The organism is Vibrio sp. E150_011, from assembly GCF_053544015.1.
In genome coordinates this window covers 633945-649395 of sequence record NZ_JBHFOL010000002.1, presented here as the reverse complement: position 1 = coordinate 649395, position 15451 = coordinate 633945, and the positions used below count along the sequence as shown (strand labels likewise).

15 protein-coding genes are annotated in these 15451 nt (G+C 44.3%); 5 read left to right on the top strand and 10 right to left on the bottom strand.

Going from position 1 to position 15451, the window contains the following annotated elements; genetic code table 11:
- Positions 1-7: 7 nt before the first annotated feature.
- Positions 8-697, bottom strand: coding sequence for a response regulator (locus ACE1OE_RS06095; protein ID WP_102470670.1), 690 nt, complete (start codon positions 695-697; stop codon positions 8-10).
- Entirely contained in the window at positions 694-2313 is a 1620-nt protein-coding gene (locus ACE1OE_RS06090; protein ID WP_102470669.1) for an ATP-binding protein, read from the bottom strand. Before ACE1OE_RS06090 ends, ACE1OE_RS06095 begins: the two co-directional genes overlap by 4 nt.
- A 339-nt stretch (positions 2314-2652) precedes the next feature.
- Between ACE1OE_RS06090 and ACE1OE_RS06085 the strand changes: the two genes are divergently transcribed.
- From ACE1OE_RS06085 to ACE1OE_RS06065, 5 genes are all read left to right on the top strand, one after another.
- Entirely contained in the window at positions 2653-2892 is a 240-nt protein-coding gene (locus tag ACE1OE_RS06085) for a cation transporter (protein ID WP_102470668.1), read from the top strand.
- A gap of 176 nt (positions 2893-3068) precedes the next feature.
- Positions 3069-4484: a TolC family protein gene (locus ACE1OE_RS06080; protein WP_372060331.1), complete on the top strand. Its 1416-nt coding sequence runs from the start codon at positions 3069-3071 to the stop codon at positions 4482-4484.
- Entirely contained in the window at positions 4481-5455 is a 975-nt protein-coding gene (locus tag ACE1OE_RS06075) for an HlyD family secretion protein (RefSeq protein WP_372060332.1), read from the top strand. The genes ACE1OE_RS06080 and ACE1OE_RS06075 overlap by 4 nt, the downstream gene beginning before the upstream one ends.
- Positions 5456-5464: 9 nt before the next feature.
- Positions 5465-6649, top strand: a complete 1185-nt coding sequence (locus ACE1OE_RS06070; RefSeq protein ID WP_449210460.1) for an ABC transporter permease — start codon at positions 5465-5467, stop codon at positions 6647-6649.
- Positions 6646-7785: an ABC transporter permease gene (locus ACE1OE_RS06065; RefSeq protein ID WP_449210459.1), complete on the top strand. Its 1140-nt coding sequence runs from the start codon at positions 6646-6648 to the stop codon at positions 7783-7785. Before ACE1OE_RS06070 ends, ACE1OE_RS06065 begins: the two co-directional genes overlap by 4 nt.
- A 244-nt stretch (positions 7786-8029) precedes the next feature.
- On the opposite strand, the gene ACE1OE_RS06060 is transcribed toward ACE1OE_RS06065, so the two are convergent.
- The 8 genes from ACE1OE_RS06060 to ACE1OE_RS06025 all read right to left on the bottom strand — a co-directional run bounded on the left by ACE1OE_RS06060 (position 8030) and on the right by ACE1OE_RS06025 (position 15450).
- The gene (locus ACE1OE_RS06060; protein WP_449210458.1) at positions 8030-9496 is read right to left on the bottom strand and encodes a hypothetical protein; all 1467 of its coding nucleotides are present in this window, start codon (positions 9494-9496) and stop codon (positions 8030-8032) included.
- A 238-nt stretch (positions 9497-9734) separates the two neighbouring features.
- On the bottom strand, positions 9735-10376 hold the full coding sequence (locus ACE1OE_RS06055; RefSeq protein WP_449210457.1) for an OmpA family protein: 642 nt from the start codon (positions 10374-10376) through the stop codon (positions 9735-9737).
- Positions 10377-10384: 8 nt separating this feature from the next.
- Positions 10385-11956 (bottom strand): TadE/TadG family type IV pilus assembly protein, encoded by a 1572-nt coding sequence (locus ACE1OE_RS06050; protein WP_449210456.1) that lies wholly within the window; start codon positions 11954-11956, stop codon positions 10385-10387.
- Positions 11957-11958: 2 nt separating this feature from the next.
- On the bottom strand, positions 11959-12504 hold the full coding sequence (gene tadF, locus ACE1OE_RS06045; protein WP_449210492.1) for a tight adherence pilus pseudopilin TadF: 546 nt from the start codon (positions 12502-12504) through the stop codon (positions 11959-11961).
- Positions 12491-12976, bottom strand: coding sequence for a TadE/TadG family type IV pilus assembly protein (locus ACE1OE_RS06040; RefSeq protein WP_449210455.1), 486 nt, complete (start codon positions 12974-12976; stop codon positions 12491-12493). The genes tadF and ACE1OE_RS06040 overlap by 14 nt, the downstream gene beginning before the upstream one ends.
- Entirely contained in the window at positions 12976-13698 is a 723-nt protein-coding gene (locus tag ACE1OE_RS06035) for a tetratricopeptide repeat protein (protein ID WP_449210454.1), read from the bottom strand. The genes ACE1OE_RS06040 and ACE1OE_RS06035 overlap by 1 nt, the downstream gene beginning before the upstream one ends.
- 4 nt (positions 13699-13702) lie before the next feature.
- Positions 13703-14551 (bottom strand): type II secretion system F family protein, encoded by an 849-nt coding sequence (locus ACE1OE_RS06030; protein ID WP_449210453.1) that lies wholly within the window; start codon positions 14549-14551, stop codon positions 13703-13705.
- Entirely contained in the window at positions 14548-15450 is a 903-nt protein-coding gene (locus ACE1OE_RS06025; RefSeq protein WP_449210452.1) for a type II secretion system F family protein, read from the bottom strand. The genes ACE1OE_RS06030 and ACE1OE_RS06025 overlap by 4 nt, the downstream gene beginning before the upstream one ends.
- Position 15451 lies beyond the last annotated feature (1 nt).

The following is a 15451-nucleotide window of genomic DNA, read 5'->3' as shown; positions in this document are numbered from 1 at the left end:
TCCTTTGCTACGCCCTTTGGACTCGGCGATAACATCGCTCGGGGCGCCCTACTGAGCCATAGTTAACATCTGCTTCGAGCTCTCCGGTACTAATTAAAAACTCCAGATAGCGCCTAGCCGTCGTTCTGCTCGCCCCTATGTAATCACCGGCTTCATCGGCGGTAAACAGATTCTTATCGACAAAAATAGTCCGTATTTTCTCCAGAGTCACCCCGTCAATGCCTTTCGGTAGATGTTTCTCTGCCGCCGACTCGTTAGGGTTATTTTGCATCATCTCATCAACCATTGACTGATCTAAACCGTCTAAATGATGCAACTTCTTCGTTCGTTTTTGGTACTTTTTTAATGCGGCTTCTAGGCGAGGGTACATGACCGGTTTTAAAAGATAGTCAATCACCCCACCCCGCATGGCTTGCTGCAAAGTTTCAACATCTCGCGCCGCTGTGATTAAGATAACATCGCACTGCTGGTTCAACGTTCTCAAACGCCCCAAAATATCGATGCCGGTTCCGTCGGGTAAATGCACATCTAGCATCACCAACTCAGGCTCTAGTAACTCCAGTTGCATCTCTGCTTCTGCGCAAGACGTTGCAATCCCTACGACATCAAACCCACCCATTTTCTCTAGATACCGGCGATGCAGTTCTGCGATTTTTAAATCGTCTTCTATAATCATTGCACGTGTCATTGCACTCATGCCAATCCATCCTTTGGTACATATACTGTGACTCGAGTCCCCATATCATTATTTGCTATCAACTCTAATTGCCCCTGATAGCGCTCGGTTAACTGTTTAACCAAGAACAACCCTACCCCGCGGTTGCTAGGCGACTTGCTCGACACTCCGCGTTGTGTCAGAGAGGACACATCTAGATTGGTCGGCAATCCGCAGCCTTTATCAACCACTTCGAGGATTATCTCATTGCCAAAATCACTCACTGACACCTCAACCGTGGCGCGTAATTCTCGCTCATTCGGCATTTTTTGAATCGCCGACAAACTCGCATCAAATGCATTATCAATAAGATTACCGAGAATCGTCACCAAGTCGTCTGAGTTCAACGCGGCAGGCATCGGCTCTAAACGAGATTCAGGGTCAACCACTAAGGTTAACCCTAGCTCTCTTGCCCGCTCAGTCTTACCTAACAACATTCCAGCGATCAATGGGTCACGGATGGTCTCTCTTAAAAACTCGATTAGGGATTGATAGTGTGCGGTTTCTTGCCCGATCATATGTTGTACGGCACTTAATTCACCCATCTGAAGCATCCCATTAATAGTGTTCAGCTTATTGCGGTGTTCATGGGTTTGAGAGCGTAACATTTCTGCATAAGCCTTCGTTTGAGAAAGCTGGTCCGTAAGGTCGTTAATCTCATCTCTTAGACGAAAGCTCGATACGGCCCCGACAACCTTACCGTCGACAAGAATAGGGCCGCGGTTAGCGACAATTCTTCGCTGATTTAAATACAACTCAATATCATGATCAACTTCTTGACTATCGAGTAAATGATGCAAATCCGAATTCGGTAAGACATGACTTAGTGGCTGGTTAAGTGACGCCTGCTTATCTAGCTGCAATATATCGCAAGCACTGGTATTAATTGAGCGCAGTATTCCATTTGAATCAATGCTGATCACCCCTTCTTTTATGGTGCTCATTGTCACGTCAAGTTCACTATACAATCGACCTATTTCTTCGGGCTCAAAGCCCAATATCGCCTTCTGAAAACGCCTAGAAATATAGTTTGATACAATACCATTAGCCACTAAAACCAATGCCGCCATACCTAATAAAAAAGCCAGATATGGCTCAATGCGGTCTTGAAGACGATCAAGCAAGTACCCAACCGAAACAACGCCAATAATGTTTCCGTCAGCATCGAATACGGCCGCCTTGCCGCGTACTGACTTTCCTAACGAGCCTTCGGCAAATGACACATATGACTGCCCATACACAAGGGCTTTATCGTTATCGCCCCCTTTCATTGGTTTGCCGATTCGTTCATCAATGGGATGCACCAACCGTATTCCGTCACGGTCACCGATCACAATAAAAGCCGCCCCTATCATCTCGGTCAGGCCACGGAAACGATGTTGACGAGTTGCCGAGGAACGGTTTTCAATCATGCTTATCACTGAAGAAGATTGCGCTAAAAATGTCGCGACACCTTGTGCTTTAAAGCCCATTTCTTGTTCTTGCGATTGCTTAATATAACTAAACCCAGCCAGTGACAATATCACCAGTTGGAGCAACCCTGACAAGGTCATAATGATCAACATTCGGTGACGGAAACTAAACTGATTCCACTTCATTGACACTCCCTCTTTCGTGCCAACACCTTAACAGTCATGTAACATCAATACACCCTATGTGTCATCGTTCTGTGACACTATTAAGTAATTTATATTTTGAATTCAGCACCGCTAACATGCGATTCATTACCATTCAGAAAGGATAGAAACATCTGTTGCATATAGTTCATTCGAAATACGGGTCAAGATCACACCACTTTTAGCTTATTTTTAGAACTAATTAGCGCATTTTTTGTATATTGAATGAGCACATCATGGCTAGTGATGCAGCAATGGAGATAACTAAAAATTAACATCTCAGAAAAATAAAAATAATGAGAGCGTATAAGGAACAACGTTATGAAACGTGACTGTTTTGGAATTTGCCTAAATAGGGCTGTGCTGTCAAAGAACCGAGCATCAACTTTCACTCATGTTAGGGCTTACCAAAAAAAAGATTCGCAGCTAGCACCCATAGAAGATGACCTGCAGGTCTCTTTTGCTTCCCCGCAAATGTCAGGTAGCGAGGTGCTTAAGGCCATGCTAAAAGCTAAAGATTTGGTATGGAGAGCGGGCTATATCTGCCCCTCGCATTCATAGATAACTCCTATCCTCAAGAGGCTCATAACGAGCCTCTTTCTTTTTTAACGACCTTGTTCAAAAAAAACAACCACTTAACTTCGTCATTTGCCTCTTTGCGTCTACATTAATAGTATTGCACTTATATTTTTTAGAGTATAAACTCTAATTTTTTTAACGTACCGCTTGGAGCAAACATGAAAATTAGGTCCCTGCCTTTGGTTGTGGGCGCATTGTTAGGCACACTCTCGTTTAATGCATGGAGTGCAGACGTCTCTTTCGACGAAGCCTGGCAGCTGCTTCAACAAAACAACAACTCACTCGCGGCGCAACGTGCCAACGTCGAACGATATGGACATTTGAAGAGCGCAACCAGTAATCTAAACCTTCCAAGTGTCACTGTAGGCGCCAACTACACGCGGCTAGACCAAGATGTTACTGTCTCAGGACAGCAGCTGGGCGACAGCTTAAGTGGCGTGCCTCAAAGCCCAATTCTAGGGCAGTTATTAAGCGGACTTGGTGGCGTCACCTCCACCATCGAACACAAAGATATTTTCAGCTCCTCGATTCGCGCTATCTGGCCTATTTTTACCGGTGGTCGCATTACTGCCGCGCAAACCGCTGCTGAAGGCCGCCAAGAAGAAGCAGAAAGCCAACTCGCTATGGAAGTCCAAGCTCGATACGAAGACCTGAGTAAATACTATTTCAGCGTGATTTTGGCTAAGGAAGTTGTGGAAACAAGAATCGCGGCGGAAGAGGGGTTAATTAAGCATCGCGATCACGCCATTAAACTTGAAAACCAAGGGCAAATTGCAAGGGTAGAGCGTCTACAAGCTGAAGCCTCGCTTGATAAAGCTACCGTTGAACGTAAAAAAGCACAACACAGCCTAAATATTGCTCAAGCTGCATTAACACAAATTTTGGGGCAAACAGAAAAAGTCGACCCAAGAGACGAGCTCTTTATCAACCGCTCCCTCCCCCCTTTAGATGCGTTCATTGATCAAACTTTAGATACGTACCCTGGCTTATCCATCCTTGACGCAAAAGAAAAACAAGCCAGTAGCCTTATCAAGGCTGAAAACGGTAAATATTACCCGGAAGTATACGCGTATGGTGACTATAACCTCTATGAGGGTGATTCGTTAGCGAACCAAATGACGCCAGATTGGTTGGTCGGTATTGGCGTCAGCATCCCATTAATTGAAAATACGGGCCGAAGTGAAAAAGTTAAAGCGGCCAATAGTGCAGTCAGTCAAGTCCAGTTCCTCAAACGTCAAGCAAAGCTCGATCTCAGTGTCCTGGTCGAAAAAACGTACCTAGAGGCTCAGCAAGCATTAGATGAAGCCATCGGGCTGAACTCCAGCTTGTCCCTCGCCGAAGAAAACTTGTCGTTAAGACAGAAAGCATTCTCACAAGGTTTAGGACGCTCACTGGATGTCGTTGATGCAGAACTTTACCTTGCGAGCATTAAAACGCAGCAAGCAGCAGCAAGCTTTCAATACCTATTGTCTCTCAACAAGTTACTGGCGCTTTCCAGTGAAATGAACAGCTTTAGCCAATACAAATACCAATCTATTAATCCTGCAAACATCAGTAATAAGGACGCATCATGAATAAGGTAAAACCAACACTCGCGACACTCGGTGCGATCGTTATTGCAGGATGGGTAGGCTATAAATTTTTTGATGCTTATCAAACACCTCCATTTCGTATCCAAGGACAAATTGAGTCGCAGCAGTACAGCATCTCATCAAAGGTACCAGGCAGAATCGATCAAGTCATGGTCCGAAAAGGCGATGACATTACCGAAGGCCAGTTAATTTTCACCATCCATAGCCCTGAGATCGAAGCCAAGTTAGAACAAGCGGTTGCTGGCGAAAAAGCCGCAGGCGCTTTGGCTCAACAAGCTAACAACGGGGCTCGCCAGCAGCAGATTCGTGCGGCAGAAGACCAATGGCGCAAAGCCAGAGCCGCGTCCCAGTTGATGGAAAAGACCTACTTACGTGTTAACAATCTTTATAAAGATGGCGTAGTCGCCGAACAGAAACGCGACGAAGCAAAAACACAATGGCAGGCGTCAAAATACACTGAAAGCGCTGCGTATCAGATGTTTGAAATGGCAAAAGAAGGCGCACGCAATGAAACAAAAGTCGCTGCTGAAGAAAAGGTTCGTATGGCCGCTGGCGCGGTAGCCGAGGTCGAAGCTTACGTGGCTGACACAAAAATCCATTCATGGTTTGATGGCGAAGTCTCTCAGGTTCTTCTGCACAGCGGTGAACTTGCGCCGCAAGGCTTTCCAGTGGTTACGGTCATTGACACCAAAGACACATGGGCCGTGTTGAATGTGCGCGAGGATCAACTGCAACATTTTGAAAAAGATACAGAATTTGACGCTTATGTTCCTGCTTTAGACAAAGACGTAACCTTTAAGGTGTTCCATGTCGCCGTCATGGGTGACTTTGCAACATGGCGTTCAACAGATGCCACGCAAGGGTTTGACTTGCGTACCTTCGAAGTAGAAGCTCGCCCAGTTGGCAGTGACGTTAAGTTACGAATGGGCATGAGTCTTGTGGTTGAGATGTAAGGGTCGAGCATGAACCAAGCTCCAAACACAACGGTAACCAGCGCCTCGTCCACTGGACAGCACTACAGCCAGTGGCACATACTCAGACACGATAAGTGGCTCTTATCCTGTCTAACATGGGTACCTATTCTCTTATGTTTATCCATTTATTGGATATTTTCACAAGGGATCGCCAGCAACCTTCCCGTTGGGGTCGTGGATCTCAACAAAAGTGGCTTATCACAACGATTAGTTCGCCACTATGACGCGACGTCAATGTTAAGTGTTGATCATCAGTATGATGATATTCAACAAGCGAAAGCCGCTTTGGTTGAAGGCGATATCTACGCCATTTTATACATACCGGCTGGCTTTGATAAAGCCGTTACTCGATCTATCCCACCTCAAGTGACGTTGTTTTACAACAGCCAGTACATACTCGTTGGGCGCTTAATCAACTCCGCTGCGCTTCAAGCCCAAGGTACATTTAATGCTCAAATCGATGTTATAAAAAACCTATCAAGGGGCAGTACAACTAACATGAGCGCTATCGGTAACGCCGTCCCCGTGCGTACGCAAATTACGCCATTGTTTAACAAAGGGACGAATTACGCTCAATTTCTGGTTAGCGCTATCGTACCTGCCATTTGGCAAATTGCGATCGTATCTTTCACCGTGTTGGTCCTAAGCGCCAACTACCGAGTCGCTGGGATTCGACCTTGGCTTGGTAACGTGTCAATTGTGCGCCAATTAAGCCGTACGTTACTGCCCTACTTTTTATGGTTTTTGCTGCAAGGCTCATTTTTTCTCGTATGGTTTTACGACATCCTCGCGTGGCCGATGGAAGGCAGTTGGCTTGTACTATTCTTTGCACAAGCAGTGACAACATTAACTTGTATGATTATGGCTAGCTTCTTTTTCTTTCTAACGTGTGATGCAGCAAGAGCGATGAGCTTTGCAGGCGCTTTTACTGCGCCAAGTTTCGCGTTCATGGGCATCACCTTTCCTGCAACTGATATGAATACGTTAGCCATGGCTTGGCGAGAGTTGCTGCCTATCAGCCACTACATTGAGGTACAAGTTAGCCAAGCAAGTTACGGCGTCACCGCAGGCCAGTCGCTATCTCATCTGTTACCGATGATTGGGTATGTCATACCACTACTACTGACCGTGGTTTTAGTTAAAAAGCACATGAGTAAGGAGTCTGCTGTATGACTTTGCTCGAACACATTAAACTCGAATTAAAAGCTATCCTGACTAACCCCGTTGTCACTTTGACCGTGTTTGGGGGGGTTATATTCTATTCGTTTTTATACCCACTCCCCTACACGCAACAAACACCACGCGAGCAGCCTATTGCCGTTGTTAACCTCGATAGCAGCCAGACAAGCTTTCAACTTGAACGGATGGTCGATGCCACTCCGAATGTGACGGTTACCGAGCGACTGTATACAATTGAAGACGCCAAGCAATCGTTTTTGCAAGGTGATATCACAGGCTTCATTGTCATCCCTGAGCACTTCTACAAAGATCTAATGCTAGGAAAAAGCCCTGTTTTATCCTACGCAGGAGACGCAGCATTATTCCTTGTTTATGGCACCGTCGTTGAAGGGCTTGCGCAAGCAGGCGGTACACTGGCTGCCAAGACAAAAGTGACGAAGTTATTGATTGATGGTGTTCCGTTGGAATTAGCATCGCACCAATACGCGGCCACTCGATTAAACAGTAAGCCTACATTTAACCCGCGAATGGGCTACGTAGATTATGTTGTTCCAGCGGTGTTTGTTTTAATTCTTCAACAGACACTGGCCATGGCATCGGGGCTCATTGGTGGAACCCAGCGACAAGGCAGTGGATATTGGCAGACACAATCCGTCTTCTCGGTACTAGCCGTGCGGACCGGGATTTTGTTACTGATTTATTATTTGCTGTCTATGTACTACTTCGGTGCCAGTTTTAACATGTATGGGATCAGCACACTTGCTCAACCATTGGAATTACTGACATTAATGCTGCCGTTCTTATTGGTCTCGTGCTTTATAGGGGTCTTTGTTGGCGCGATTACCCCACGTCGCGAGCTTGTTACCGTTGTCGTATTATTAAGTTCTATGCCCTTGGTCTTTTCGGCTGGTTTTATTTGGCCGTCTGAGATGTTGCCTGCCCCAATTCGATGGGTCGCCGCGATGTTTCCTACGCAACCCGCGATTAACGGTTTCCTAAAACTCAATCAAATGGGCGCAAGTTGGTCTCAAATCTCTGGTCATTGGACACAGCTCTGGCTGCAAGTGCTTGCTTGGGGTGGTCTTGCATACTGGAGTTTCACCCGTAACCGCACCAGTAAAACGGATTAGGCGTTCAACCAGCGTCTAACCACTGCTCTTGGCAGGGAAGGGTAAGCCCTCCTGGTAAAGGTATCTGTCATAAGGCGTACTGTTTCTAATTCGCCTTGAATGTGTATACACATCCAAGGACGTAACAAATCTTATTTAGGACGGGTCACACACATACTAAAAAGGCCAATGGATTACCCATTGGCCTTTTATCTTTCGAAACTGTCATCTTAGCATCTAGAGAGCAGCGCAACTTTGCGGCGAGTTACCAAGTGCCCGTCATATTCATCATGCAGACGAACTTATTTTTAGTGACCTTTTTAGTGGTGTCTTCATTTAATGTTGATGAGAAAACACTACCAGAAGATAACCAATAATTCCCCATACCGAGCTTGTTGCCATTCAGCAAATACTGATATGCGGTTCTCGACGCCAATTTAGAAGATAGTTTATCCGAACAATAACGAGTGGCATCCGACTTAGTTAAGTACACCGCTTTGCTGCCATTGTCTGAATATTCAACCGGCAGTAAATACTGATACGCATCATCTTTATGTATCACCGTATTGGTAAAACGCTTACCCGCTAACCCATCCACTTTCTTCTGCTCTAGTGGGGCTTTGTTTTCATAACCGTTTAGAATCTGTTTGGTTAATGTAGGGGCTGTTGCCGCCTTAGGTTCGTTTCCTTTTACAGAGCTTTTAGCCGTCGATTCTGATTTTACTGGGCTCGGCGCTGATTGAGTCTTCTTTGTGGAAAACGGGAAAAAGTAGTCGCCATCATTGGTCAGACTCAGCTTTAAAGATTGAGTTTTTGATTCGTTGACGGCTCGAACATTGTAAATACCAACATAATTACCCGCGATATCAACCTTAGAGCCCGTGCCTACTTTTTGGTCATTAATATAGAAAACCGTGTCATTCGAGTTAGACCGAAAAACAAATCTCACTTTTTCAAGCCCCAACGCCTTGCGTAGCTCTAATTCGGTATTGGAATCAAATTCGTTTTTGTAGCTGGCTTCCACGGTGTATGTCAGGTCACCATTCATTTTTTGGGTCGCATCAACAATATTAAAAGAGGTGATATTTACCCGCTCGAAGCCACCTTTTTCGAGCATGAATGAGCGCTTCATGGTATTTAAATTACGATTGACACACGCCGACATGCTTTCACTTGAATCACACTCTAGGTTACCAACAAAGGTATCGCGGTTTACTTTGCGAGACTCAACAAGGTAGCGAGACTTCACTTGCTTATATAAAGCAAGTAACGCTTCATTTTTAGTCCGGTCTAAGCCTTTAATCACAGATTCATTTTTAGAAATGAGTGCTTTTTTCTCTGTAAGTTGCGTTTCTTTGCTCTCCAACTCGGAGTTTAACTCAGCAACACGAGACGCTAAGTTACGCAACGTATCCGATAACGCTTCATCATACTCGCCAGCAACCAGTTTTTTCTCCATCGAAGTGGAGTCAACTTTTATGTTTTCAATATTATTGACTAAATTGATCTTAATGGACTCAATATTAGAAACTAACTGGCTGTACGTCTCATTGTTTTCTTCAAGACCCGTTTGCAAATAACCGTTATCGTAATTACTACTGATCGTTTCTAGTTGAGCTTTCTCATCATGGTTCATGACTTCTAATGCATTAGCCGCGCTGCCAATACTCAGGCTTGCTAATGCTATTAATTTGAGCGTATTTAAATTAAAAACTCGGTGGGGAAAATTCACGACAACCTCATCTGACTTAACAAATACTCGATGTAGATTGAAAACACAAAAAGTGCTCACTTTACAACCAGTAATTTAATATTCCTTATCTTTTGACTATCATATCAGTCCAGATCTCGATTGTCTTTACAACGCTTAATAGAACTGTGAACTTTAGTGACTCACCGTTCATTTATTGCGAATTGAAAGCCATATCCATATAAAATTTCGCTCGAACAAGCGCATATAAAACATGCCATTACTCACTGAGCATTATATCCACTCTTCGGTTACTCGCTCGGCCTTGAACAGTGGTATTGGTTGCTATGGGTTTTGTTTCACCAAAGGACTGCATCACCACCTTTTCACGACTAACGCCTTGGAAGAACAGAACATCGGCAGTATTAACGGCACGTTCCAAGCCAAGCCCTTGGTTATAGTGAGCCGGCCCTGTGCTGTCTGTATGCCCTTCAACGCTCAATTCAACGCCCTGCTTAGCGAGATCTTGTGCGACACGATTGAGTGATTGCCTCGCAATCGGAGACAAATGAGCATTGTCAAAGCCAAACTGAAGCCGAGCTACTTGCTTGTCATCTTTGCTATTCGATTCTTCAATATTTTTGTTACTAATGAAGGTATTGCAATTGTCTTGGTTCACTTGCGAACGATTCATTGCCAATAGTGCTTGTTTCAACGCACGATCATTTGATGATTGCTCAATCTGCAAAAAGCCATTGCGATGCTGTCCGATACCGCTCACTGACACTACCTCGGTCGTGTAGCGATACTCGCCATTTTGGTCATTGCAGTATTCAATACGAGTAGGCGCTGAAGCATGAACGACAAACGATAGGCTAACCATCATTGCCGCGGGCAGAATATAAAAACGTCGTAATAACATAATAAGCCTTAATATAATTTGGTCGTACCGCTGGTTTTAGAGCCTTTGCGAATTAACTCTTCAATTTTTTCTATTAGCTCGTCGAGGTTGGATACATCGATAATGTCCTCATCCGGGTCAATCACACATTTTTGAAACTCTTTGACGTTGGATGACGAAAAGTCAATCCCAATGATGCCAATATACAAACCAGGAATCAGGGTACGCGCATCATCACATAACCCACCGTTAACTAGCCCACTTAATATTCCATTATTGGGGCTTTCTTGACCGTCGCTCAAAATAAGTAGCATCTTGATTTTGTTATCATAAGCTTCCTGCTCATCCTCATCATCACTGTTAGGATTACCGTCAGCTAATATTTGTAAGCCTCTTAAGATCCCTTGGAATGACGCAGTACTCCCGTTTGCACTCATGTTATTAACAGCTGCAACTTCTGTTGCACTGTTAGTCAAGTCAATCGTTGTAAATTGACTCGTAGACGAACTACCAAATCCAGAATACAAGAGGTTACTGTCGACCCGATACTTTGATTTATTGTCTGGAAATTTATTTTCCAACATCTCGCTAACCGTCGCCTGATAATCCACGTATTTCTCAACATCGACGTGATATGTATTGTAGTAATATGAGTTTCTATAAATACCTAGCGCCTTAGCAATGCGCTTCGTTTGCGCATGTTCACCGGATGTCTGGTTAGGGCAATAATCTTGATCAACTGAGCAGTTGTAAATCTGATAAGAGTAATATTGGCGCCACTTGTTCCAGTTTACGTCTTCATACGCTTTTTCTGGATCAAGCACATCAATATCCGTTTTATAACGCAGTTGACTCACTGCGAAGGCTCGTCCGTTATTGTTTTTCTCTCGTGTTCGAATGTTGTAAGGTACGATCCCGATTCGGTTGAGCAACTTATCGGCCAATTCACTTTGATCGTCATCCATACAGACATATTGGTTCAATCCACGATCAAATTGTATATCACTGCATAGAAGCTTATCAGATATCGTTGTGACCGCTTCTTTGAGGTCTGTAATTTTACAGCTCCAACTAGTACATGAGCTATTACTCCCCCAGCGGCGATTCATCGAGCCAGAAAAATCAGATGCAAACACAATATCAATATTATTATCCCCTAAATACGCAGGATATTTTTTAGCCACGGATTGTCCGGTCAGATCTTGTGTTTCATCGAACGATGGTATGAAGGTACTAGAGAACCAAGAGTCGTGCGTGGTTGTCACTCCAACGGTATATTGTATGTACTCCAAGATATCAGACGCCGCATCCGCTTCTTGATACTTTCTAACTGCCGATACTTGCGACGATTTAATATCTCTTACATACGCTTGAACATAACTTGTCGCGAGTTGTTCGGCCGTATTCTGATTATCGACCATGGTAACCGCAATAGCAGCCGCTTCAGTGGCGTCTCCTAAACGGCTTTTTTCTTGTACATATCGGGTTCCTTCAACAGCCCAGAATGTAAAGCCCATGATTGGAACCAGTGACAGTCCCATCCAGATCGCAGCCACACCATTTTGACGCTTAAGGCTGTTAAGTCGAGTAGTACGCTTCATCTTCACCTCCCCGGCATAATTGAGCTGGACGCAACAGTGATCGTTGGATCGCCACCATTGGTGAAAGATTCAAACCATGAATCATGCTGTTCACACAGCATCACTCTATAAAGCGGATGACTAACGCCATCTTCTACAGGGACAAGGTCTTTATGGTTCTCGATCACATCCCCACTACATGTTAACTGGCCAAAACGCTGGCTAGCCAAGCGAGTCACCGTTTCGCCATTAACCAAAGATTCTATCTGAATCGCAATTTGACTTTGCTCCACATTCAACATTCGAGAGGCAACAATAGACATGTTGGTCAGGTCTTGAGCGGTGACAGCAAAATCCAACACATCACCATTGTCATCACTGAAGTAACGCGTTCGTTCCTTTAACACATTCACTAAAGCAAAGCTGGAGCGATCAAGTTTGGCTCTAACCAGCAACTTATGGCTGAGATCCGTTGAAAATAAGAAAATCATACACAAGCCAACCAGCACAAATGCCAATTCAATAGCAAATGAACCTTGTTGCGCGGTACGTCGTTTAGTCTTGAACATCATCACCCCACCCCTCATGTTCGAGGTTCAGCACCATGGTACGACTGATTGGCGTCTCGCTATTTCCCCACATTTCGATCACCGGTGAATAAAGGTATGTCACCGTAATCTCTGCAAGATCGTAAGTAAACGATAGGTCTTGGCTAGAATGTCCTTCGTTGGCAATAAATTTATCAAACGTCTCAAAATATTTGCCTTCAATTGAAAACTTACTGCTATCGATTAAAAAGTGCCAAAGGTTATCTTGGTCTTCAATGAGATCTTTAAAGCGTGTTTCATATTGTTCATGAACACTGCTTCCTTGGTAGATTTTGGTATTTCGAATCGTTTCACGCAGTGAGTATTCCGTCATATTGACGACGTAGGTCTGAAAGCTCGACTCAAAAATAGCGAAAGTAGAAAACATCAAGACTAATCCGCCCAATGCAAATTCTATGCTGGTAACACCGAGTTGACGCCGACGCGTGTTCATCAATCCGCGCCAACATAAGCAAACTGTTGAGAAATGGTGACCAATTCACTGGCGTTGTAATCATTTTTCAGCAACGTTTTAGCATCCGCGACTTGGCCTAACTTAAGCAATGCAATGGCAAGGTTTGCCTTAACCGTGGCATTGGTTGGGTGTTCCTTGATTACCGGTGCGAGCGTTTCAATGACAAGGTCAAAGCGTTGCTGTGCGAGATAAACAACCGCCAAATTGTTTTTAATGGCAATATCATCGTAGCCACGCAATCGAGCGAGATTAAACTGTTGTTTCGCTTCTTCAAATTGATCCGATTGACTGTATGCAACGCCAAGAAGCACCCTAACCTTACCTGACGTATTGCCTTGGGCGATCGAATCGTTGTAAGACGCGATCGCACGGTCAAACTGATTGTTTTCAGCGGCTATCTGCCCTTGTAATTGCAAGAGTCCACTATTTACTACTTTTTGATCAATAAGATACTGGGAATAAAAACGAGCAGACTCAACGTCACCTTTATCAAAATAGACGTAGGCCAACTGTTCCATTACCTGATCATCTTGTTGGCCACTGGTGAGTTTGGATTTATACAACGCAATCAGGCCGTCGTAATTATTCACTTTTTCCATACCCGAAATCATACTCTGTTCAGACTGTTGCTGACTGGTAGTTTCACACCCGACTAACGCCGTACTTAACACCAGCATTACCGCCATTGCATTCCATCGCATACGTTTAACCACCTATATTGATAGACATCTGCATGATGCCTGGTGCAAGAATCAAAATGACAATAGGAAACATGATAAATAAAATAAGTGGCACACTCATTTTTGCAGACAAGCGGCCCACTTTTTCTTCGACCGTCAACACTTGTATCTTTCTCATGTCTTCCGCTAAGTCACTCAGTACATGCGCGACCGAAGTGCCATATTGTAAATTTTGGATAAGAGTTAGGACGAAACTTCTCACTGCTGGCGTAGGAATTCGCTCACTGAGGTCATCGAGTGCTTTTTCAAGCCCTTTGATCTTTGCAGAGTCTGAGGTTCGTTTTATTTGGTAGCAAAGGTCACCATCAAACGCCTCGAGTTCTTTAGCTAAGTAACTCAATGTCGCCTCAATTGTCATACCGGTTTGAACACATACCGACATCATATCTAACAGATAAGGTAACTGGCTTGAGGTTTTTCCAATCAATGCCTTACGGCGTATTTCAAGTAATAGGTCTGGGACTATAATAACCCCAACTAACGCCAACACACCTGCCAGCATTTTATTGATGTCGGACAGACTAGAGAAAAAAACAGCAACAGAGATCAACATTGCTATCAAGATTTTGGCAGGGAAATAATACTTGGCCCAATCTTTGTTGTAGTAGCCTGCGTCGACAAGTTTTTGTTCCAGTTCTTTTTGACTCCCTTTACCAAACCGCACTAGAAAACGATTGATGGTGGTTGGACCTCGATTCATTTCTTCTTCAATGTAACCAGCAATGCGCTTGCGACGTTGCTCATAGCGAAGTGAATTAATAACAAAGTAGAGCAGCGCGGCGAGCACAATAAGAAAAGCCACCAACAACGTCATGTTCGAACTCCTCTCACCAAAAACCAGACGATAAACAAACCAATAAACTCACTACCTACGACGTAGTAAAGAATGTACTGTCCCCGTTCATCATGAAGTATAAAATCCACGCTACCTGGGTTGATATAATTAAGAAGAATGGTAAACGCCAGTGGAATTGCAGCGACAATCTTTGCAGAAATTCTCGCTTCTGACGTCATCGCCATTCTCTTTTTATCGAGTGTTCTAGCATCGACCAGAACGCGAATAAGCCTCGCCAATACGCCTTTTAACTGACCGCCACGACTGATATTGGCCTTAAGTGTCACCGTAAAAAACAAAAATTCTGGATAAGGATAGTTTTTACAAGAACGTTGCAAGACCACTTCTGGCGGCTCACCCATTTTGAGTCGTTCACCCATCATCTTAAACTCACGACCAATAGTGTTGTCCATCGAACTTCCTACATACGTAATGGCTTGCATTAAGCTGTCTCCCGCCGTCACGGCGCTCATCAGGATATTCAATGCATCTGGGAACGTATTTTCAAAGTCCTTGCGCTTTTTATTAGATAGGTATCGGTAACCGAGAAGCATGGACACCAAAACGATAACGCCTGAAACCCAAGTATCGCGAATCGCCATAAGCTCAAAGATGACATACCAAGATCCAACTACCACGCAGAGGGTGTACAGTAAAATATAGAGCGGAAAACGCGGCCCTAACACTTGCAGCGTAGGAGAGATGGAATCTTTAAACTTCTGCCAATTTCGCTTGCCTGCGAGTGTGCCTACGTTGACGGCTTTCAGGTTTTCGACCTCAACACTCTCAACAGCAAAAAAATGGTCAACTTTTTTCGACTTTGAATCACTCATGAGTAATAAGGCAACAGCAAAAAGTATCAGCGAGATCCACAACATG